This window comes from Thermogemmatispora onikobensis (assembly GCF_001748285.1).
In the GTDB taxonomy this organism is placed as follows: domain Bacteria; phylum Chloroflexota; class Ktedonobacteria; order Ktedonobacterales; family Ktedonobacteraceae; genus Thermogemmatispora; species Thermogemmatispora onikobensis.
Genome location: NZ_BDGT01000023.1, coordinates 65,891 through 86,905, shown reverse-complemented (window position 1 = coordinate 86,905; position 21,015 = coordinate 65,891). Strand labels below are relative to the sequence as shown.

The window sequence follows — 21,015 nt, the reverse complement described above, 5'->3', positions numbered from 1 at the left end:
AGTTCTGGACCACGATGGGAATGATCTCACCGAAGCCGAGCGTCACGATGGCCAGATAGTCACCGCGGAGGCGTAAGGTGGGAGCGCCCAGCAAGACACCCCAAAGAGCGGCGATCAGGGCGGCCACAATCAGCATTGGCCAGAAGAGCCAGGGCCAGATATCGGGGCTAATGTGAATGCCTGTCAAGACCGTTAACTGAGGTGAGCCAATCATGGCCCAAGTGTAGGCACCGATCACGAAGAAGGCTACATAGCCCAGGTCCAGCAAGCCGGCGAAGCCCACGACGATATTCAAGCCCAATGCCAGAATCACATAGTAGCCGGCGTTCCCGTAGTTGTCCAGGCGCGAATCCGTGCCCGGGCCAAAGAGGAAGGGATCGATCATGGGGTAGAACAAGAGCAAGGCGAGAAGCAACAGGAGGTAGAAGTTGCGCGCGCCTGTGCTGCGCAAGGGGAGATCATTGGGGACCAGATCGCGTGCCTCCTCGCGAGCGCGGGTAGCTGAGAGCAGGCGCAGTCGGCGTGTACTGACCGACGTGCCGGAGCGATCTCCATTGCTACCATTGCCATTGGCCTGCACAGCATGATGGATCGCCACCCATCCGCCCAGGCTGCCAAGCAGCCAGCCTGCCAGGGGCAGCAAGACAGAGCGTAACAAAATCCAGATCAGGAGCACCATCGAAGCCTGACCGTACTGGCCCGTGAAGTAGAAGAGCAGGTCAACCAGTAACCAGATCAGGGAGAAGGAGAAGGCGAACCAGAAACCCCCAAGGCGGGCCCGCGTCAGCAGCGTCTCGCGCATCTCGGCATCGAGCACTTTCAGGCTCGGGAGAGGGGGAAGCGGAGCAGGGGGGCGGAGACGCTGGACGAGACGGCGCCCATAATAGTAGAGGACCCAGACCACAACAGAGGCGGCCAGGCCCACAAAGAGATTGGCGGTGATGTAGATCAAGAGGATCGGCACCACTGTGAAGAAGAACATCGAGATCCACAGATCCAGCAAGCTCTGGCGGCCACTATCGGCGGCTACCAGGTAGCCTGTCAGCCCCGTGATGATGCCGTAAAAGAGCAGCATAAAGAGGCCAGCGGCAATTGCTGCTGTCGAGGAAACGTCCCCCGGGGTGTTGCCGGCGAAGAAGATCGTCACCAAGGCAGCATTCAGAATTGCCTCGCCGCTCCAGACGAGCGTAAAGACGAGCACCGGCACCAAAAGAGCAACGACCCATTTCACAAGCAGCCGGCGAGTCTCGCCTGTCTGTGGCAGGATCTGGGAAGGGACCAACATAGCCATCGTGTTATACCTCTTACAACAACGTGCGCCTGTTCACGCTCCGCAGCTAGACCTTCTCTGCCAATTGCTGCCCGAGGAGGCCTGTGGGACGGAAGACCAGGATCAAGATCAGGATAGCGAAGACTACGGCATCCTGCCAGGCAACGCCGCCGTGCGGTAGACCGAAGGGAAGATCGCGATCGGGAATGTAGGTCACCAGGGCGCGGATCAAGCCAATCACGAGACCGCCGAGCATAGCACCAACCAGATTCCCGATGCCTCCCAGCACAGCGGCAGTAAAGGCGAAGAGCCCCAGCTCGAAACCAATGTTGAAGACTGTATTGTTAGTCGAGAGCAGGTACACAAAGCCCCCTGCCCCTGCGATACCAGCGCCGATAAAGAACGTGATCGCGATCACGCGGTCCACATTGACTCCCATCAAAGCCGCGGCCTCGCGGTCTTGAGCCACAGCGCGCATAGCGCGCCCGATGCGGGTACTGGTGACCAGCCACTGCAGGCCGACCATCAGGATCAGGGCCACGATCAGCACAATGAGATCTGTGTTGGTGATGTCGACCGAGCCGATGCTATAGTGGACCAGAGGGACCAGGTATGGCACCCCAATCGGATTCGGTCCAATGATGGCCTTCGCAATGTCTTCCAGTGCCAGCGAGACGCCGATGGCTGAGATCAGCGGTGCCAGGCGGGGAGCGTTGCGCAACGGACGGTAGGCGACACGCTCAATGAGCACACCGAGCAGAGCGCAGATTGCGATCGAAACCAGGCACGTTACGACCAGCATGAGCAGCATGCTGCCCAGAGGCATCTTGGAGACATCGGACAGGTGAAAGACATTTATCACCATGAACAGGCTGACCAGTGTGCCCATCATGAAAATATCGCCATGAGCGAAGTTGATCAATTCGATGATCCCGTAGACCATCGTATAGCCCAGGGCGACCAGCGAATAGATCGACCCGATGACAAGCCCTTCGACGAGCAGCTGTAAAAACAGGGTCATAGAACCTGCACCTCACCTTTTGCCAGTTTATGATACTAGCATCTGACGGGTAGGGGCAAGGCAAGAGAAAGCAGCGGTCAATGCTTGGGGCTGATTGGCTGATGGGCGAGCGAACTACCTGACTGACTGACTGGCTCTCTCCTGCCTTATCCAACAAGGTCGACTGAAGTGGGCAATGAGGACTACAGGGACAGCAACAAACGTTGCAAGAGCAACAGGAGCCACAAAAACACCAGCCTGGGGAGAAACTTCAGCCAACCGAGGACTGCAACAGCTACAGCAAGTAGGAGTCTGAAAGGCAGGTCAGTGGTGATCTGGGCCGACTGAGCGGTACCAAAGCCCGACTGACCTGCCTGCTCTTGCGCTGTATTACTGGACGGTAACGACTTCCTTCGCCTCCAGGTCTGGCTTGCCATTCACATTGGCGACCTGATAGACAGTGAAGATCTTGTTGGTCGTATCGCCGTTCTGGTCGAAGGAAATCTTGCCGGTGACACCGTTATAGGTGATCGTCTTCAGCGCGTCGATGACCGCCTGGCGGAAGACCTGAGCCTGAGCTGCATCGCTTGAGTCTTTCGGCGTATGGGTCTTCGTCAGAGCCACCTTGATAGCCTGAATCAGGATATTCATGGAATCGTAAGCGGCGGCGCTATAGGGTCCCACATCGCCGTACTTCGCCGTATAGTTCTTAATGAAGGTCTGCGCAGCAGGGATCTTCGAGACATCTGGCGCAGCCACCGTCATATAGGCCTTGCCACCCGAAGTGACGATCTGCTTATAGAAATCCGAGCTGCCAGTCAGACCATCGCCGCCCGCGAAGACTGAGTCCTTCAGCGTGGGGATAGTCATCATCTGCTGCTGGATCAACTGCCCTCCGGTGGAGTAGTTGCCGCCGAAGTAGATCACATCGGGCTTGGAGGCTGCTGCTGCCGTCAGCAGGTTCAAATAAGAAGTAGTGCTCTTGACGCTGTGGCTCTTGCCATCGACCACCGTGCCACCCAGCTTAGTCCACTCCTGGACAAAGTATTTGGCGAGGCCGGCGCCGTAGGTCTCGGTATCATCGATGACGTAGGCCGTGCGCAGATGCAGCGTATTATACAGGTAGTCCGCCATAGCGGGTCCCTGATGGTCGTCGGTGGCTGCGACGCGGAAGTAAGTCACCTTGCCTGTGGGGCGCAGCTTGGGAACCAGATCATTCGCTCCGGTGCAGCCCACATCGGCCCCTTCCTTGGTCAGACAGGGGTTGGTATTCGCCGGGCTGATCATTGCCAGCGGACCCTGATTAGCGATCGGCATCTCCGCCTGCGCCACGTTACTGTTGAGTGGGCCGACCACGCCCGCCACCAGGGCATCGCCGACCAGAGCCTTCATGTTATTGGCTCCTTTCGTCGGATCGTGGACGCCCGAGGCACCAACATCATCCTGGGGATCGAACTGCAGTGTATAGCCGGGGATCACATGGTTAGCATTGGCCTCATCAACGGCCAGGTGCGCTCCGTTCTCGGTCGATTTGCCAATGCCAGCATCCGAGCCGCTGACCGGAAAATCAGTGGCCACCTTGATGATGGTGGACCCCTGCGACGTGCTGGTGCCCGTGCCTGTTGTCGTTGTGCCGGCTCCGCAGGCTACCAGCATTGCTACAAGCAAGGGTATGCCCATCGTCAGAGCCATGAAGCGTAGCCAGTTTCTCTTCATGGAAGAACAGCCTCCTTCGCAAATACCAGGTCTGCACCGCGCAAAGCGGGTGACAGCAGGGCGGTGAGCGCAACTTTTTGGGGAGCGCACAAATTCACCCCCTACGAGACATTACGCTATGGTCCTGGTAAAACCTCACACGGCCTTGCTTTCACCGTCCCACCACCCTTCTGCTGACCTGACCTGGATTTGCCTCCAGCAGGATATGTGGCTTGCAAGATCAACCAGGCTGGTAGATGGGCTGATTATAAAGAACCCCGGTTTTCTCTGTCAATATCTTCTTTATGCTTCCCTTCTGGAACTTCTGTTTCACTCTGCTTTATCCTTTCCCACCACGCTTCACCCGATCCGGCTGGTCTGCTGCCCCTCTCAGCCTGCTGCTCTTCGCTGGCTCGCGTCCCGGAGCCAGCCCGAGGGTCTACCTTGAGCGAGCCTTCCCATCGCCTTTTCTGGCCCGCGGGGTGTATACTTAAAGGTGGATCGGCGATTGCTTCCTGGGCAACGGGGGCCAGACAGACAGAACCGTACCGGGAGACAGTCCACCGGAATCTCATTCTATGGAGGGAGCAGTGGAACAACAAGCCGTCAAAAACAGCGTTGGGATTTGGGCCTTTGGCCCCAACGTCACACGCTTTGTCCCCCCTGGCTACCACCCCGAGGTGGCTCATGAGGACATGGTCACGCGCACGAAGCGCGTGGTTGATGGACTGGCCGATCTGGTTGATGGCCTCGAGTACCATTATCCAGGCGAGATCAACGAGGATACCGTCGAGGCCATTAAGGCCGCTTTAGGCCCAATGGATATCTATTGCATTGCCGCCGGCCTTCACACCGACCCCACCTATAAGCTCGGTGCCTTCATTAACCCTGATCCCGCTCTACGTCGTCGTGGTATCGAGACCCTCAAGCGTGGTGTCGATCTGGCCGCCGCTCTGGGGGCCAATTTCATTATCTGGCCAGGGGCCGAGGGCTATAACTATAACTTCCAGCGCGACTACGCCCGCACCTGGGACCTCTTTATCGAAGGCGTTGGCGAGGTTGTCGCTCATGCCGCTTCCAAGGGCGTCAAAGTCTTCTTGGAGCATAAGAATAGTGAACCAGCTATGAATATCCTGATGCGCAATATCGCTGCCTGCCTCTATACTATCGAGCGCATCGGGCGTTTGGGCGTCGATACTTCGCGGTTGCTGGTCAATATGGATTGGCAGCACCTGATCATGAATGGGGAAAACCTCGCGGAGTACGCTGCCCTCTTACATGCTGAGGGGCGCCTGGGTCATCAGCATGCCAACTCTGGCTGGGGCACCTTTGACGACGATAACATGGTCGGCGCTTCCTTCTTTATGCAGACTCTGGAACTCGCTATGACCCTGCAGGATGTGGGCTATGGCCAGCATGGCGAGCGCATCGGCTACGATCTCTATCCCTATACCGAAGACCAGATTGCGGCGGTGCGTCGCTCGGTCCTGCACTGGGCCTTTATCGATGACCTGGCGCGCAAAATCGATCGTCAGGCTCTCGCCGAGGCGCGGGCGCGGGCCGACGCTGTTGAGGGCTATCGCATCGTCTACGAGACGCTGGGTCTTGACCAGACCTATGTCGATCGCATCATTCAGCAGCGTAAGAGACGCTAAGGAGCGCGAAACGGGCTGAACTGTGACGGCAGAGGAGGGTCTTTGTGTGGTTGACCGTACCAGGCCGGCAGCCGGGTGCAGGCATTTTTTCCTCTGACCGCCTGGCGCAGGAGAGGAGGCTGATCCTGGTGTGGCCAGCAGGCGCAAGGCCCCGCTCTGCTGATCTTTTTTCCCAGGATGCATGGCAATGGAAGCGCTACTTGGTATTGATCTAGGGACCACTGGCGTGAAAGCGGCCATCTTTGCGGCGGCCGATGGCCGTCCTCTGGCCTCGGCTTTTGTGGACTATCCGCTCTTTCATCCACGTCCTGGCTGGGCCGAGCAGAATCCGGCTGACTGGTGGCAAGCGACGCTGAAGGCGATTCGCCTCTGTCTGGAGCAAGGGGCCAAGGCTGGGGTGCAGCCTGCAGAGGTACGAGGCGTTGGTCTCTCGGGCCAGATGCACGGCATCGTACTCCTGGATGAGGCAGCCCAGGTGATTCGCCCTTGCATCATCTGGGCGGATCAGCGCAGCGAGCCGCAATGTCGCTGGATGACCGAGCGTGTAGGGGAGACGCGACTGATCGAGCTGGTCTCCAATCCGGCCCTGCCGGGCTTCTCGGCGCCCAAGCTTCTCTGGGTGCGTGAGCAGGAGCCAGAGCTGTTTGCGCGCGTCCGTGCTGTCCTGTTACCCAAGGACTATATCCGTTATCGCCTGACTGGGGTGATGGCGATGGAGATCTCCGATGCTGCTGGGACCTGTTTGCTGAATGTGGCTGAGGGAGACTGGTCTCGTGAAGTATTGGAGGCTCTTGGGCTAGACCCTGCTCTGCTACCGCCGGTAGTGCCAGCGGATGGCGTCGCTGGTACGATCACAGAGGAAGTGGCTGCTCTCACGGGGCTGCCCGCTGGTACGCCAGTTGCCGGTGGGGGAGCTGATAACGCCTGTGGAGCGGTCGGTAACGGCGTGGTGCGCTCTGGCCTGGCCCTGGTTTCGATCGGCACCAGTGGGGTTGTGCTGGCTCATGCTGAGGCTCCGCATGTCGATCGCTCGGGTCCGATACCTCGCATTCACACTTTTAATCATGCCGTGCCGCGAGCCTGGTATCTAATGGGGGTCACCCAGGGGGCGGGCCTCTCGTTGCGCTGGGTACGCGACTATCTGGGGCTGCCTGAGCGCGCCCTGGAACGTTGGACCGGTTTGGATGCCTATGAGCTGCTCGCGCGTGAAGCGGAGGGTGCGCCACCGGGCTGCGAGGGACTACTTTTCCTGCCCTATCTACAAGGGGAACGCACGCCACATCTGGATGCCTACGCCCGTGGTGGTTGGATCGGCCTGACTGCTGCCCATGATCGCCGCCATCTCATTCGGTCCGTACTGGAGGGAGTGGCCTTTAGTCTCAAGGACTGCTTCACCATTATTACTGCTCAAGGTTTGCGGCTAGAGCAGGTGCGGGCCACAGGAGGTGGCGCCAGGAGTCCTCTCTGGCGGCAAATTATTGCCGATGTCTTGGGCGTGGAGCTGGCTGTAACCAATGCCAGCGAGGGACCAGCCTTCGGAGCGGCATTGCTGGCGGGTGTGGCGGCAGGTATCTATCCCTCGGTCGAGGCTGCCTGTGAGGCCACGGTCAGAGTGACCGAAAGCACGGCGCCCCAGTCTGAGCTGGTCACGCTCTACGCTCGCTTCTATGAGCAATATCGCGCTCTCTATCCTGCACTCAGGACCGTCTTCCAGGCCCTGGCTGGCCTGAGTTAGGTCCTCCTGGTTCTCACACAACAGGCTGAGATGGTCATTCTCAGCCTGGCTGGCTGCCGAAAGGCAGAAACGCCAAGGAGCTACAGGAAGGAGCGCGCCGGTCGCGGTCCGGTTCCCAGTCCTGCCTGGTACTGCCCTCCGGCTGCGCTGGTGGGTTTGACCAGCATGCGCCGGCGTGCTCCCCTGTGTTTTGTGCGCTCTGCTCAACGCCTGGGGCTCATCAGGCGGGCCAGCTGTCCAAGGAGAGCACAGAGTGCTGCCATCAGCAACAAGGCTGTGATCGTGATGAAGATATACCACTCGCCGCTGGCGTCCAGCAGAACATAGGCCACGGGTAGCAGCAGCACACTACTCAAGGCCAGTTCCAGGCAGAAGCGGGCCAGGCTAGACAAAGAGAGACCGTGCTCAACAAAGCTATCGATCGCCAGTCCTATGAACATCAGCGCGGCCAGGGTAAAGGCAAACAGTGGGATAAGCGTCAGGGTATCCAGCATGCTTCTGTTCCCACCTCCTCCCGATCCTGTTCAAGCGCAGGCATCATACGGCGACTGCATTTACAGTGTAGCTGATCGGGGGCCTGTCTGACAACAATGAAGCGACGCAAGCCCGGAGCTGTCTGGGCCAGGTTGTCGCTAGAGAAAAAAGGAGAGTCGCAGACAGAGGGTAAGGAATGGTATGGTTTGATCAATTGCTCACACCAGAGCTACGGGGGCTACGCGAGCGCATACTTCATCATCCTTTCTGGAGCGGGATTGAAGCGGGCACGCTTGCCAGGGAGAGGCTGGGCCTCTTTGCCTTACAGGACTGGCTCATTGTCCGCGATGCCTATCGTCTTGATGGTCTGGCTATTGCGCGGGCCGCTCCCCATTTAGAACTCCAGGAGATACTCATCGAGAAACTGGCAGCGAAGAAAGGGGGTCCTGAGCTGCTTCTGCGCTTCGGCACTGGGGTTGGCGTACCGCGGACAGCCTTTGCCCAGGTCGAGCCGTTGGCCGCCTGTCAGGCGCTGCTCAATTTCTTCTACTGGATTCTCGGAACGGGCACCCCTCTAGAATGGCTGGCAGCAGTAGGGGCCAGCGAAGAAGTCTTTGCCCGGCTTTGTCTTCGTGTCTACCCGGCGCTCATGCGACATTACAACCTGGAGGCTTCGCAGGTAGCCTTTTTCAGTGCCCATCTGGCCATCAGCGAGCAGCTCGAACAGCTCACTCCTCTGGAGCGCTGGCTCAACAGGCAAGACCCTGAGTTGGCAGAGCGTCAGCGCCTGGTCCGTGTGATGCGTCTCAGCTATCAATACGAGCTACAGTTTTACGATGCCGTACTCCAGGCGCCGCTCGCCTCCTCCTGATGCCTGCCAAATCAGCAGGCAGCAGAGCAGGCATTTCGACGCCTGGGGCGGCTTCTCAAGCCACGGCGGGGGAGGGGTGAGCCGGAGCCGGAGCGCTGACTCAGAAGAGCCTCTCTGAGCGGCAATTGATTGAAGATAAGGAGCGCACGCAGGCTGTCGTCGGCTTGCCGGTTGTCTTGTCAGACGTCCTTGATAGCCACCATCTGGAGCCACATGCGAGGAACTTCCTGTACTCCAAGCTCCTGGCCAGCCTCATAGACTGCCACAGCCAGCGCCTGGGCGCCGATGGGCAGCGGCACACCGGGCAGGGCTCCCTCGATAAAGAGCCAATACTGGCCCAAGTCCTTCCAGGCATCGAGTGAGATCGACACCTGTCTCTGCGTCATCTCCACACGGCTGAACCCCCCGTCGCGGAAAAGCGCGGCGTATTCCTCGGGAGAAAGCCACTGCATTGCCTGAGCTTTGGTCTCGCGCGAGGGACGGACATCCGGGTGGGCCTTGCGTAGCCAGCCTACGGCGCGGCGGGTCCACATCCGATAGAAGCGCTCGGTTCCTGCGACATACGTGCCTTCATAGAAGGCGCTGTTGCAAGCGAAGATCCCGCCTGGGCGCAGAATAGCTGCGATCTGGCGGAAAGCGGTCAGCTTATCGGCGACCAGATGGATGGCGTTGCAGAAGAAGGCCATGTCAACGTTCTGCACAATACGGGGCAGGTCCTCGCTTTCGCCCTGGATAAACTCGGCCTGCATGCCCAGGGCCTCCATGCTTTTGTGCGCGCGACGCAAGGCTTCCGCCGAAGGATCGACGCCGATCAGGCGCGCCTGTCGTCCCCGGCGAGTCAGCTCCTCGGCGATCAGGCGGGTGACCGCGCCGGTGCCGCAGGCCATATCGACGATGGTCAGGGGCTGCTCGTGAGGTTGGTCTTCCAGGTGAGCCAGGGCCTGCTGCACGAGCGCGCGATTAATCTCGGTATAAAAGTGGTGTGCGGCGAACGGTTCAAACGTGAACTGGTTGGTTTCCTCGGTTTCAATCAAGCCCATCAGTTAAGCCTCCTGAGCTGGTGTCGGTGTTATCGAATTAGAGCAAGTTCGCCCCAAAATTGTTTCAAGATCAGGTGCCCTGCGCCGAAAATCCTCCGGTGAAGGTGAGGGAGAGTCGAGCAAGGCGGCAGGAAAGAGGCCAGCAACGGAGGGATTGATCGAAACCGAGGAGCCGATGGAGAGAGGAGGGCCGGCTGATCAGATATGCATGGCCATGCCTCCGTCGACGCAGATGACCTGGCCGGTGATATAGCCGGCCTCGGGCGAGCAGAGGAAGCAGATAGCGGCAGCGATCTCCTCGGGGGTTCCAAAGCGCCCGAGAGGAGTCAGGTCGAGCATCTGCTTGCGCTGCTGCTCTGTCAGTCTGGCGGTCAGCTCCGTCGGGACAAAACCGGGCGCCACGGCATTGGCGGTAATATTGCGGCTCGCCATCTCGCGCGCGGTGCTCAACGTCAGTGCGATGAGCGCGGCCTTTGAAGCGCTATAGTTAGCCTGGCCGGCGTTGCCGAGGAGGCCGGCAACCGAGGTCACGTTGACGATCCGGCCCCAACGTGCCTTCATCATCGAACGGAGAGCGGCGCGAGTGCAGAGAAAAGCTGAACGAAGATTGGTATTCAAGATGTCTTCGAAATCAGCGAGCGACATCTGCAGAATCAGCTTATCGCGCGTGGTTCCTGCATTATTCACCAGGACGGTGACCGGCCCCAGCTCTCGATTGATCTGCTCGAAGAGCCGGCTGACTTCTTCCTCCTGGCTGACATCGGCCTGGACCGCGATAGCCCGCCTGCCGAGGGCTTCGATCTGGCCCCGTACCTCCTCGGCTGCTTCTGCGTGGCGATAATAGTTCACAGCGACATCAGCTCCCGCCTGAGCCAGACGCAGAGCCACTGCCCGCCCGATACCCTGGCTACTTCCAGTCACAAGTGCGATCTTGCCTTCCAGTGGCAGATGCTGTTCTCTGGCCATAAAACGTCTACTCCTTGTCAAATACCTTGGCGTCCCCGCCCGTTTGCCGCTCTAGTATAGCATATTTGCGCTGCCTGTGAAGGGCTGGAATAGCGGAGCCGAGCCGAGCCGAGCCAGGCCAAGTCGGCCAGAAGACAAGAGTACTCGGCTCGCCCTCGAGGGAAAGCGGCGCGACGGCGCGCTTTCCCTGCAGAGCCTGGTAGCGCTGCAGAGCGAAGGGAGCCTGGGGGAAGTGCCAGAGACAGCAAGAGAAAGCATGGCCTCGCTTTACGAGGAAGCTTGCTCTCCAGGGGCTGGTGACTTTTGCTTGATTGCGCGCAGCTCCTGCGTGTCAACAATATGATCGGCCACCTGGGGATCGAGCAGGCTTTCGGTGCTGGTGCGCTCCGACTGAGGCAGAGGATCAACCAGACGCTCGATAAAAGGTAGGGTATCGAGCGTAGGAACAGAGAAAGGTGTTTCCGGGACCTGCGGGAAGTCTGAGGGGGAGTCGGACTCAGACTCGGAGGCTTCCCCCTGCTCCTGGGCCTCGCTGCCGCTGGTGGCCTGGCTCTTGTAGGCTGTATCCGGCACACGGAAGGCGAACGGGGTCGGGTTGGCTCTCAATTCCTCAACATCCTGATTGCTTTCCTTGTTAGTCGCGTCTGTCTCTTGCGGCGAGAAGGAACCGAGGCGTTCAACGGCCTCCTTCCAGGCTCGTTCCCAGCTAGAGGCCGTCCAGGGGAGAGTGGTAGAGGGAGGAAACTCCTCTTGCTGGTCAAGGCTCTCGGAAGAGTAGAGGGAGGCGGGGGGCATCTCTCCCCCTGTCATCGGCTGCTCTTCGTCGGCAAGGCCTGGCGAGGCGAAGCTCTGGACTTCGGTCTCGGTCTCAGCGCCTGTAGTGAAATTGAGCGGTGCGCCATTTGCCGAGGTTTCAAGCGCTTTCAGCCAGGCAGGGATCTCCGGCTGCTGGCTGGCTGGTCGCTCTTCCATCATATAGGCCAGGCTCTCCGGCGAAAAATAGTCCTCGCTGCTCTCCATCTCCTGGCCTGTCTCTTCGCTGACTTCCTGGGCTGGCGAGCCAACCGGCATCGGTGGCTCGCCCTGCTCCTGCTCCTCAGCGCTCGCGCTCGCGCTCGGGGAGGCAGTGGCTGCCGAAGCTGGTTCAGGCGCCGTACTGGCTGTGAACGGCGGCGAAGAGGTCGACGATGTCGACGTCGATTCCACATTCACAGGAAAGCCAGTTGTGGGGGGCTGGAGGGCGCTTGCAAACGAAGAGGCGGCCTCTTCTACACTTGGGGAGGCGCTAGCAGAGCCGGAGCGCGAACTGCTGATACCAGTTGCGCTCATGGGAGGGGTGGTTTCTGCCGCTGGGGCAGAACTGTCCTGGCCCCGTGAGCGGGAGGCGTTTGTGCTCGTAGTTGGGGCTGGACGCTCGGGGATAATGCGCGTTGGACGGACTGCCGGCATCCGGGGCGAGGTTTCTTCTACTTCGACCTCGCTGTGGGTCTGCGGACCGCGGATGGCCGAGCGTAGCTGCTCCTCTGTCAGGCTATAGATATTATCCAGGCGAGCCCCAGTCAGATTGGTCTGGTGGAGATCTGCGACCAGCAGGGTGGCCTCGCTCAGGTTGGCGTCGCGCAGGTCGGCGTACGAAAGATTGGCTCCGGTCAAATTCGCCCTTGTCAGATCGGCGCCAGCCAGGCAGGCGCGCGAGAGATCGGCCATCGAAAGATTAGTGCCAACCAGACGTGCCCCACGGAGGTCGGCACGGCCCAGATAACGATGGGAAAGGTCGCGCTGCGAAAGATCGGCCTTATATAAGTTAGCAGGCCGCCAATGGGCGGGCATAGTCCCCCCCTCCTCGGCAGCTTTCGAGAGAATGGGAGTCTCATCCACCCGGGGCAGGCGTGCCAGCTCTAGCTCTACCCCAAACTGGCTGATCGCCTGATTGAGGCGCTCCTCGTAAGCCTTGCGCAGCTGCTCAACCTGGTTAGCCAGACTCTGCTTCTGGGCGGCCATCTCACGCTGCTGCTTCTGCTCCCAGACCTGGCGTCGAGCCTCCTCTGCCCGCTCCCAGGCTGCTTGTTGCTTGCGGACGCTTTCGATGAACAGGCGCTGAACACGCAAGCCGAGGAAGATTCCCAGCCCACCTGCCAGCAAGAAGGCAATAACGCCCCCGATAATCAACGTTTCGACCATAGCACTAGACTCCTGGCTTGATCTCTCTTCTCCGCACTATTGTGAATGGTAGCAGCTCCTGTGTCCCCTATTATAAACAACTACGTACGTCCCGGTCTATTTTTGTCTGCTGAACAGGACTTTTGCGAGGGAGGAGAGACCCGGCGGCCAGTCGAAGGCGGCGGGATTTGCTCCAGCGTGCCGGCCATTAAGCCGGCTGGCACCGCTTGCGCTACCTGGCGAGGCGCAGCTCGGCGCTGGCCTGGCGCGCGGCACGTAGGACCTGGGCGCTGAGCCATTCCCCGCGACGCGAGAGCAAATTGCTGCGAAACGAAATAGCAATAGCCGCTGCCACACGACCCTGAGCATCTCTAACAGGCGCGGCCAAACAGGCTGTATCAGGGTGAAGCTCCTCGTGATCAATACTGTAGCCCTGATGAGCAATGGTGTGCAGCTCCTCGCAGAGACGGCTGCGTTCCACAATGGTCCGCTGCGTCAGGCGGATCAGGGTGTGGCGAGCCAGGTAGTCCTCGACAAAAGCTGGTGAGCTATAAGCCAGGAGAATCTTCCCCAGGGCATGAGCGTGAGCCTGGCCGCGATAGCCGATGTAGACGCCTGGAATACGCTCAGCGTGGGCTGGCTCAACGATGGCCTGTAGCTCCACCTCACCGTAGCGCCAGCTTGCCAGATAAGCCGGCTCCTGGCTGCGCTCGCTCAAATTGTGAAGAATGGGGCGTAGCCGCTGTGGAAGAGAGGGCTGCTGGACTGGCGCTAGAGCGACGGCTGTCCAGTCTTCCTGCAGCTCCGGGGCAGGCCAATCGTGGCTGAGTGTGCGCAGGTAGGCATCATTCAAATACGGGATCTGTGGCCCGAGCACGTAGTGGCCGCTGGGGAGGCGTTCGACATAGCCGGCGGCCAGCAGTGTATTCAGACTGTGATAGCAGGTGCTGATATTGAGCTGAAGCAGTCTACTCACTGCACGAACAGTAAGTCCACCAGGAGTACGGGCGATCAGGTCAAGGATGGCAAGCACGCGCTGCGCCGAGCGCAGGATATCGCGCTTGGACTCGGAAAGCGGCAGGGCCGGGGGTTGAGGGTGGGCGTGAGAGCGCTTGGCCATGACTCTGTTGCTCCTTTGCACGGCTGAGGATTCGGGCCACGCCTGGCTCCTGACCTGGAGTGGCTACGATCCTTCCTTCTAAAGCAGGGCCTTCCTTACCTGGGATTATACTGGGCTGCGTCTTAGTGTCAAGCAGGTTGAGACAATATTTCAAATAATGAAATTGCAACCTACACACTGATATCGTTTTATGCTATGCTGGCAACGTAGGCAAAGGGATGAGAAGCGGTCTGTGCTCAGCCGGACCAGTTCCTGCTCGCCCGATTGCCGGATCGATCGGATCAGTCTGCGCAGGCAAGGTCTCGCGCCATAGCACAGCATGACAAGCGTACAAGTCAACGGATTCGCCTGTTCTGAAGAAATAGGGAGCGTAATGCGTTTTACCCCCCTTGTTTGCTCCTGATTCACAGGAGGCCGAACCTGGCTCTGAGGCTGGTGTCAGCGAAGCGGACGATGGGGGTCCTGACAGGGTGGGTCACTGTTGACCTGCTGGACACAAAGGAGGCCAGCTGATGTTTCGCACCTCGACGGGCGAAGAGATCTTCATCATTGACGCCCACACGCACCTCTGGGATGCCAGTCCCGCCAATCAGCGCAATCAGTACGGGCGCGGCTGGATCGACTGCTTCTATGATTATCATCGCAACCTTTCCCCGGCTGAGTATGTCTGGCCGCTCAGCGAATTCGAGTGTTATAGCCCGGAGCGTATGGCCCAGGATGAATTTGTCAGGGGCTATGTTGATATGGCCATCCTTCAGCCCACCTATCTCACCGATTTCTTCATCAATGGCTTCAACACCATCGAGCAAAACAGCGTCATGAAGCAGCGCTATCCTGAGCGCTTTATCCTCAATGGCGCCTGGGATGCGCGTGATGGCGAAGCTGGTCTGGAGTATCTACGGCGTCAAAAGGGCGAATGGGATATCAAGGGAGTCAAGCTCTACACGGCGGAGTGGCGCGGCTCCTCCAAGGGCTACAAGCTCTCTAGTCCCGAAGCCTATCGTTACCTGGAGGAATGCGCCAGGCTGGGGATCACCAATATTCATGTGCATAAAGGCCCAACCATTTACCCGCTCAACCGCGATGCCTTCGATGTGGCTGATGTTGATGACGCGGCCTCCCGTTTCCCCGAGCTGAATTTCATCGTCGAGCATGTTGGCCTGCCCCGTCTAGAAGACTTCTGCTGGATCGCTGTCCAGGAGAAAAACGTCTATGCCGGCCTGGCGGTGGCTCTGCCGTTCATTTATCCGCGTCCGCGCTACTTTGCTGAGATCATGGCCAATCTGCTCTTCTGGGTAGGACCCGACAAGATCCTCTTCGGCAGCGACTACGCCATCTGGGAACCCCGCTGGCTGGTTGAGCGCTTCATGACCTTCGAGCTGCCCCAAGACCTCAAGGACGAGTTCAAGGTCGATTTGACGCTCGATGTGAAGCGCAAGATTATGGGGTTGAATGCGGCGCGCCTCTATGGTATTGATCCCGAACAACAACTGCAGAAGCTGCGCAACGACGAGCTGGTCCAGCAGCTGGCCAGCACCGGTGCGGAAGGGATGAGTCGATCCCAGACGGACGAGGCCAGTAGCTCTGCCAGGGCTGAGACAGGGGCCTGAGCGATGCGTAGCGGTGGCCAGTGCGCACGCAGGGTGCAGACGGTGGCTGAGGCCCGGCCTGCTTGCCGGGAGCAAGCGCTAGCGGTACCGCCGTGGTGGCTGTCCTGGCCGCCGCCTCGCTTCCCCCGAACATGAGGCCCATAGTGATGGCGAGACGAGACAAGAGGAGAGAGAACAGCTATGTCGTCCCAAGAAGTCGTAGACACTCCCCTCGTCAGGCCAGAGCAGATCTGGGCGGCCATTGCCGATGTCCTTGATCCCGAGCTAGATACGCCGCTGGTACGTCTAGGCTTCGTCGACCGAATTGAGATCAGCGGGACGGAGGTCGGCATCTTTTTGAAGCTACCGACCTTCTGGTGTGCGCCCAACTTTGCCTATCTGATGGCGGCGGACCTGGCTGAGAGAGCGAGGACCGTGCCAGGGGTAAGCAGTGTCCAGGTGCAGCTGCTCGACCACTGTGCCGGAGAGGCCATCTCGGCAGCGGTCAATAATGGTCTCAGCTTTGCTGCTGCTTTCCCCGATGAGGTCACAACGGACAGCGATCTGCAGGAACTGCGCCACACCTTTCTGAAGAAAGGCTTTCTCAGGCGCCAGGATCTCTTGCTGCGTCGTTTGCTGCAGGCTGGCCTGAGTGGGGAGGTGTTGAGGACGCGGACTTTGGAAGATCTCTCGTGGGATGAAGCAACTGAAAGGGCCTGCCTCTGTCTGCCCGGAGCTACCCTGCAGCTAGCGGCACTGGGCAAATCTGCCCGGGCCTATGTCGAGCGTGGGAAGGCTTTAGGGTTATTGCGGGCAGGAGGTCCCCTTTTTGTTGACGAGCAAGGGGAGCCTATCCCTGCCGGTGATCTCCAGAGCTTTCTGCGTCGCCTGCGCTCTGTGCGCCTGAGTCTGCTCTTCAATACCGCCATGTGCAGTGCCCTCTTTCGCACCCGTTACCAGCACGCGAGCGCAGAGACAGCGCACAACGAGGAAGGAGAGAATCCCCTATGAAAGCCGTTCGTCTCCATGCCTACAATCAATCGCCGGTGGTTGAAGAGGTTGCTGAGCCGACCATCAGTGGCCCCTTCGACGTCATTGTGCGCATTGGGGGGGCCGGCCTCTGCCGCACAGATCTGCACATTATTGAAGGACAGTGGGTCGAGAAATCGGGCGTAACGCTGCCTTATACGTTGGGGCACGAAAATGCCGGCTGGGTGCATGCCGTTGGCTCGGCGGTCAGCACCGTCGCCGTTGGCGACACGGTCATTGTACATCCGCTCATCACCTGTGGTTTCTGCCGGGCCTGCCGGGCTGGGAATGACATGCACTGTACCAGCTCAGCCTTCCCGGGCATTTCCATCGATGGTGGCATGGCCACTTTTCTAAAGACCACCGCGCGCGCGGTAGTCAAGCTTGATTCCTCGCTGGCTCCCAAGGACATCGCGGCCCTGGCCGATGCTGGCCTGACCGCCTACCATGCTGTCAAGAAAGCTATCCCTCTGCTCTACCCTGGCACCAAAGCAGTGGTGATCGGAGCCGGTGGGTTGGGCCATATCGGCGTGCAGTGTCTCAAGGCCCTGACCCCAGCTGAGGTGATTGTTGTTGACAAGTCGGCGGAAGCCCTGGAGCTGGCACGAGGGTGGGGAGCGGATCACACGGTGCGCGCTGATGGCAGCGAGGTGGCTCGCGTGCGAGAAATTACCGAAGGCCAGGGTGCCGAGGTGATCCTGGATTTCGTAGGCGAGGGCGGAGCGCTGGAAAGTGGGATTGCCATGCTGCGTCGGGCCGGCTACTACTATGTCATCGGCTACGGCGGTCGTCTGGTCGTGCCGACCATTGATATTATCTCAACCGAGATCAACTTTATCGGCAATCTGGTCGGGACCTATAACGACCTGGTCGAGCTGATGGCCCTGACTGCGCAGGGGAAGGTCCGGCTGCACACCGTAGTCTACCCGCTAGAGGCGGCCCTGGATGCCATTCACGATCTGGAGAGCGGGCGCCTGCACGGGCGCGGCATTCTGGTGCCCGAAGGCGCCTGAGCAGAGAAAAGCGCGAGCGACTTTCTTGTGCAGAGCGGGGAAAGGACCGGTCAGACTCAGGCCCACCGGCAAAGGAGTGGGTACTGGTAACTGGTGACCGGTCCTTTCTCCTCAACAGGGTCGAGTGCCTCCCTCAGAGAGGCTGGCTACTGGTTGGTGCTGGGAGCGGCCTCATCGGTGACCAGTTCGCCGGGGACCTGCCCAGCGCTCAGGTGCTGCTGCTCAAAGCGTCCCCACAGATAGAAGAGCACGGCCACTACCAGAACAATGGCGATCGGCAGCAGCTGAGTCAGCTCATAGGTCACGCGGCTGATCTGGTAGCCACTCACGGTTTCGTCCGTTGGAACCAGCGTGAAATAAGCTGTCACCAGCACCGAAGCCAGGGCCAGCAACGTCACCAGCCAGGGGCCGACCATTCCCCCGGGTACCCGATATGGACGTTCCACATCCGGGTACTTATAGCGCAAAATAATATAGGAGATGAAGATAAACGCATAGGAGAGAGCGGTCGTCGAAATCGTGAAGCCCAGCACCAGCGAGAACAGCGTTGACAGCTCGCCGGAGCCGAAGGCCGTCACCAGAATTGCCGCCACCATTGCCAGCGTTGCCACCATACCCGAAAGCAGATTTGTCGCCAGCGGCGTACCAAAGCGAGCGCTGAAGCGTCCCAGAATCAGGGGAGCGGCCCCGTCGAGAGCCGTCACTGCGTAAGTACGGTCGGCCCCCATCAGCCAGGTGCCGCCGGCGCTGGCCAGAGTCAGAATCAGAGCCAGAGCGATCAACCAGCCGAGGGCCGTCGCCACTGGCGCGGGCAAGATGCTGGCCACTGCCTGATAGGCATCGAGGAAGCCACCGACATTAGAGAGCTGGTCTTTCGGTAGCGCAAGCAGAATCACCAGAATTGGGATTGCATAGGCCAGCACGCCAATCAGGCCGGCGCGCAGCAACGAGCGGGGCACATCCCGCTGCGGCTCAAACATCTCCTCGCCGGCCCCATTCTGCAGCTCGAAACCGGCCCAGTTGAAGACCAGCACCGGGATAATGCTGCTGAAAATGAGCCCCAGATTCGTTGTCGGCAGCAGATCCCCCCAGCTCAAGTGAGCGCCGCTTGCCTTACCCCCGAAGAAGAAAGCCAAAGCCAGAATCACAAACAGCCCCAGCAGGGAGAGCTTCAAAATAATCCCGATCGTCGAGAACCACTTCCCGATGCGCAAAGAAACAATCGCGCTCCAGGTTGTGAACCAGATAAAGACCAAAGCGATCACGATCTCAACGATCGCGTCGCTCACTCTATTTCCGCCGAAGAGCAAATCGCTGTTCCCGAACCAGAAGGTCTTCAAAGCAGCGATCGTGGTCACTGCCAGAGTACCGCCGACCCAGAGTGGATTAGAGACCCAATAGAAGATCGAAGCGATGGCTGCAAAGAAGCGCCCACCTGCCAGCTTGCACCAGACATAAATGCCGCCCTCCTCCGGAAAAGTGCTGCCCAGCTCTGCCGTTAACAGGCCATACGGGATCAGAAAGGTCAGTGCCGTGATCAACAGCCAGGGGAAGACCTGGCCTCCCTGGGAAGAGACGGCTCCCAGAGTATCGATGTTGATCATTGCTGTCAATGTGAAGCAGACCATAAAGAAGAGCGAGAGCTCCTTGCGCAGCTTGCGCTTTTCTTTCTGGGCTGCCTCACTCAACACCAGTGGTTGCGGCTCTAACATAGCAAGCCTCCTTCAGATTGATCTTGTCCAGTATCATCAGCTGAACCTGGATGCATCGTCAAGGGAAGCAGGCGAGACAAGCTGTGGGCTGCTCATGGGCGCCTGCTTCCCTGGGGTGGGGTGAGCGGCTGGCCTGCAAAGGTCACAAACCAGCCTGCCCTCGCCAGCGCTCCCAGCTTGCCTCTCCGCGCGCCACCATGCTGCCTAGCAATCCTAGCGTAAGACAGGCGAGCGTTGTACCGCCGACTGCCAGCCACCAGGCGGTAGGGGTCAACAGATCGGGAATCCAGGAATTGAGCAGGGTATCCACGATAGCCAGGAGGCAGGAGAGGGTACCCAACAGGGCAAGGAGCCAGAAGAGTGGATAAGGAAGAATACGATGCTCCTGGAAGAGCGCTGGCTGGCGCCGTGCGGCCACGAGCACGTCGATGAAAAGGAACGGGATTGAGATCAGCCAGACAAGGGTAAGCGCAGCCAGGGAGACCGTGAAAATAATCGTCGACAAGTCGGCTGGCTGACCAATCGGGAAAAGGTAGGGAAGGACGAAATAGCTGAGCGCTGTGAACACCAGCGCCACTGCCGACTGAAAATAAATGGCATTGGCTGGCGCGCGTGCCCGATTTAACCTGGCCAGGCCTGTCGGCAAATGGCCATCGATAGCTGCGACCAGCAACAAGCGTGCGAAGGTGTAATTATAAATCAGCGGAGCAATCATAAAAAAACAGAGCAGGCAGACTGCTGTCGCGTTACCGGCAATTCTTCCCAAAGCCTGATCGACCAGGCTAATGAAGGCGACAGGATCAGAAGCTCCCTGCGGGCCGCGAACCACGAGCACAGCCAGGGTAGTAAAGAGGTAGCTGGCAACAACGAGCAGGCTGCCCCAACGCAAATGTGAGCGAATGGCCTGCCGGCGTTGCTCAAGGCGAACTTCACCCGCCAGCGCCAGAGGAACCTCGGTGCCCAGGTACGATTGAATGAGAAAACCAAAGAGCACGAAGTTGTCTGGCCCTGGTTGCCAATCAGCCAGATGGCCAAAGGTAGTGGCAGAAGTATGGCCCGTCAACAACCAGACAAAGGCGGCCACAGTAATCAGGAGCACCGCCAGCAGCAGCAGACCTACGGTGACATTCAGCACCCGTTGCAGTACCCGCAGAGGCTGCACGGTCAGAGCGGTGCCGATGACGATCAGAAAGGCCAACACTGCTCCCTGTTGCCAGGGGGCGGTCAGCCAGCCCTGGTGCAAACCTTGAAGATAGGTGATAGCGGTACCGAAGCCGCTGACGAAGGCCAGAATACCCGGGAGCCAGGCACAGAAAGCAGCAAAGAAGCCCCAGAATGTTCCCAGAGTACGGTAGGTCCAGTTGTAGAGAGCGCCCTCGTAGGGAAACAATAGGCCCAACTGAGCTGTGCTCAAGACACAGGGGAGAAAAAAGGCTACTCCGCAGATCAGCCAATAGAGAAAGGACACCACACCTGCTGTAGCAGCTGTGGCACTGTTTGTTAGGTAGAAGATCGCTGCGAAGAAAATCGCTGTCAGGTCCACCGTCCCAAGGACAGGAGGCATCACCCGCTCCACGTAGTGCTCGGAAGGTAATGCGCGGCCTGATGGTGGGTGTGTTGCTAGCTGAGCAGCAGGACTTTCCTCTTCCATAAGGTCCCTTCCTTTCCTTTATCGTTGCCTTCTGG

General features: G+C 59.3%; 16 protein-coding genes. 6 read left to right on the top strand and 10 right to left on the bottom strand.

From position 1 onward, the window contains the following. The 3 genes from BGC09_RS23420 to BGC09_RS11720 all read right to left on the bottom strand — a co-directional run. Positions 1-1,291, bottom strand: a 1,291-nt coding sequence (locus tag BGC09_RS23420; protein ID WP_439959664.1) for an ABC transporter permease subunit, incomplete at its 3' end; no start/stop codon positions are given. Between the two features lie 46 nt (positions 1,292-1,337). Beyond that, positions 1,338-2,291 (bottom strand): branched-chain amino acid ABC transporter permease, encoded by a 954-nt coding sequence (locus BGC09_RS11725; protein WP_069804181.1) that lies wholly within the window; start codon positions 2,289-2,291, stop codon positions 1,338-1,340. A gap of 369 nt (positions 2,292-2,660) precedes the next feature. Beyond that, complete coding sequence (locus BGC09_RS11720; protein WP_069804180.1) at positions 2,661-3,986, bottom strand: branched-chain amino acid ABC transporter substrate-binding protein; 1,326 nt, start codon at positions 3,984-3,986, stop codon at positions 2,661-2,663. Positions 3,987-4,555: 569 nt separating this feature from the next. Between BGC09_RS11720 and BGC09_RS11710 the strand changes: the two genes are divergently transcribed. Beyond that, positions 4,556-5,620: a sugar phosphate isomerase/epimerase family protein gene (locus BGC09_RS11710; RefSeq protein WP_218104030.1), complete on the top strand. Its 1,065-nt coding sequence runs from the start codon at positions 4,556-4,558 to the stop codon at positions 5,618-5,620. Positions 5,621-5,807: 187 nt separating this feature from the next. Then, a complete protein-coding gene (xylB, locus tag BGC09_RS11705; RefSeq protein ID WP_069804177.1) occupies positions 5,808-7,355 on the top strand; it encodes a xylulokinase in 1,548 nt (515 codons plus the stop codon). A 203-nt stretch (positions 7,356-7,558) separates the two neighbouring features. Here xylB and BGC09_RS11700 read toward each other — a convergent pair whose 3' ends face one another. After that, positions 7,559-7,849, bottom strand: a complete 291-nt coding sequence (locus tag BGC09_RS11700; RefSeq protein ID WP_069804176.1) for a hypothetical protein — start codon at positions 7,847-7,849, stop codon at positions 7,559-7,561. 176 nt (positions 7,850-8,025) lie between these two features. On the opposite strand from BGC09_RS11700, the gene BGC09_RS11695 reads away from it, so the two are divergent. Beyond that, positions 8,026-8,700 carry a thiaminase II/PqqC family protein gene (locus BGC09_RS11695; protein ID WP_069804175.1) on the top strand — a complete coding sequence of 225 codons (675 nt, stop codon included), beginning with the start codon at positions 8,026-8,028 and terminating at the stop codon, positions 8,698-8,700. 179 nt (positions 8,701-8,879) lie between these two features. Here the strand turns inward: BGC09_RS11695 and BGC09_RS11690 are convergent, their stop codons facing one another. The 4 genes from BGC09_RS11690 to BGC09_RS11675 form a co-directional block, all read right to left on the bottom strand. Beyond that, positions 8,880-9,740, bottom strand: a complete 861-nt coding sequence (locus BGC09_RS11690) for a class I SAM-dependent methyltransferase (protein ID WP_069804174.1) — start codon at positions 9,738-9,740, stop codon at positions 8,880-8,882. A gap of 198 nt (positions 9,741-9,938) precedes the next feature. Then, positions 9,939-10,706 carry a 3-oxoacyl-[acyl-carrier-protein] reductase gene (fabG, locus tag BGC09_RS11685; RefSeq protein WP_069804173.1) on the bottom strand — a complete coding sequence of 256 codons (768 nt, stop codon included), beginning with the start codon at positions 10,704-10,706 and terminating at the stop codon, positions 9,939-9,941. Positions 10,707-10,973: 267 nt separating this feature from the next. After that, positions 10,974-12,887, bottom strand: coding sequence for a pentapeptide repeat-containing protein (locus BGC09_RS11680; RefSeq protein WP_069804172.1), 1,914 nt, complete (start codon positions 12,885-12,887; stop codon positions 10,974-10,976). 211 nt (positions 12,888-13,098) lie between these two features. After that, entirely contained in the window at positions 13,099-13,986 is an 888-nt protein-coding gene (locus tag BGC09_RS11675) for an IclR family transcriptional regulator (RefSeq protein WP_069804171.1), read from the bottom strand. 512 nt (positions 13,987-14,498) lie between these two features. Here BGC09_RS11675 and BGC09_RS11670 point away from each other — a divergent pair. From BGC09_RS11670 to BGC09_RS11660, 3 genes are all read left to right on the top strand, one after another. After that, entirely contained in the window at positions 14,499-15,596 is a 1,098-nt protein-coding gene (locus tag BGC09_RS11670; RefSeq protein ID WP_069804170.1) for an amidohydrolase family protein, read from the top strand. Positions 15,597-15,776: 180 nt separating this feature from the next. After that, positions 15,777-16,586: an iron-sulfur cluster assembly protein gene (locus BGC09_RS11665; protein ID WP_069804169.1), complete on the top strand. Its 810-nt coding sequence runs from the start codon at positions 15,777-15,779 to the stop codon at positions 16,584-16,586. Further along, the gene (locus BGC09_RS11660) at positions 16,583-17,617 is read left to right on the top strand and encodes an NAD(P)-dependent alcohol dehydrogenase (RefSeq protein ID WP_069804168.1); all 1,035 of its coding nucleotides are present in this window, start codon (positions 16,583-16,585) and stop codon (positions 17,615-17,617) included. The genes BGC09_RS11665 and BGC09_RS11660 overlap by 4 nt, the downstream gene beginning before the upstream one ends. A 146-nt stretch (positions 17,618-17,763) precedes the next feature. On the opposite strand, the gene BGC09_RS11655 is transcribed toward BGC09_RS11660, so the two are convergent. After that, a complete protein-coding gene (locus BGC09_RS11655; protein ID WP_069804167.1) occupies positions 17,764-19,329 on the bottom strand; it encodes an APC family permease in 1,566 nt (521 codons plus the stop codon). Between the two features lie 142 nt (positions 19,330-19,471). Further along, the gene (locus tag BGC09_RS11650) at positions 19,472-20,980 is read right to left on the bottom strand and encodes an APC family permease (protein WP_069804166.1); all 1,509 of its coding nucleotides are present in this window, start codon (positions 20,978-20,980) and stop codon (positions 19,472-19,474) included. Positions 20,981-21,015: the final 35 nt, after the last annotated feature.

Coding starts and splice junctions, on each gene's coding strand:
- BGC09_RS11725 (WP_069804181.1), bottom strand. CDS start 2,291: ATGACCCTGTTTTTACAGCTGCTCGTCGAAGGGCTTGTCATCGGGTCG.
- BGC09_RS11720 (WP_069804180.1), bottom strand. CDS start 3,986: ATGAAGAGAAACTGGCTACGCTTCATGGCTCTGACGATGGGCATACCC.
- xylB (WP_069804177.1), top strand. CDS start 5,808: ATGGAAGCGCTACTTGGTATTGATCTAGGGACCACTGGCGTGAAAGCG.
- BGC09_RS11700 (WP_069804176.1), bottom strand. CDS start 7,849: ATGCTGGATACCCTGACGCTTATCCCACTGTTTGCCTTTACCCTGGCC.
- BGC09_RS11695 (WP_069804175.1), top strand. CDS start 8,026: ATGGTATGGTTTGATCAATTGCTCACACCAGAGCTACGGGGGCTACGC.
- BGC09_RS11690 (WP_069804174.1), bottom strand. CDS start 9,740: ATGGGCTTGATTGAAACCGAGGAAACCAACCAGTTCACGTTTGAACCG.
- fabG (WP_069804173.1), bottom strand. CDS start 10,706: ATGGCCAGAGAACAGCATCTGCCACTGGAAGGCAAGATCGCACTTGTG.
- BGC09_RS11680 (WP_069804172.1), bottom strand. CDS start 12,887: ATGGTCGAAACGTTGATTATCGGGGGCGTTATTGCCTTCTTGCTGGCA.
- BGC09_RS11675 (WP_069804171.1), bottom strand. CDS start 13,986: ATGGCCAAGCGCTCTCACGCCCACCCTCAACCCCCGGCCCTGCCGCTT.
- BGC09_RS11670 (WP_069804170.1), top strand. CDS start 14,499: ATGTTTCGCACCTCGACGGGCGAAGAGATCTTCATCATTGACGCCCAC.
- BGC09_RS11665 (WP_069804169.1), top strand. CDS start 15,777: ATGTCGTCCCAAGAAGTCGTAGACACTCCCCTCGTCAGGCCAGAGCAG.
- BGC09_RS11660 (WP_069804168.1), top strand. CDS start 16,583: ATGAAAGCCGTTCGTCTCCATGCCTACAATCAATCGCCGGTGGTTGAA.
- BGC09_RS11655 (WP_069804167.1), bottom strand. CDS start 19,329: ATGTTAGAGCCGCAACCACTGGTGTTGAGTGAGGCAGCCCAGAAAGAA.
- BGC09_RS11650 (WP_069804166.1), bottom strand. CDS start 20,980: ATGGAAGAGGAAAGTCCTGCTGCTCAGCTAGCAACACACCCACCATCA.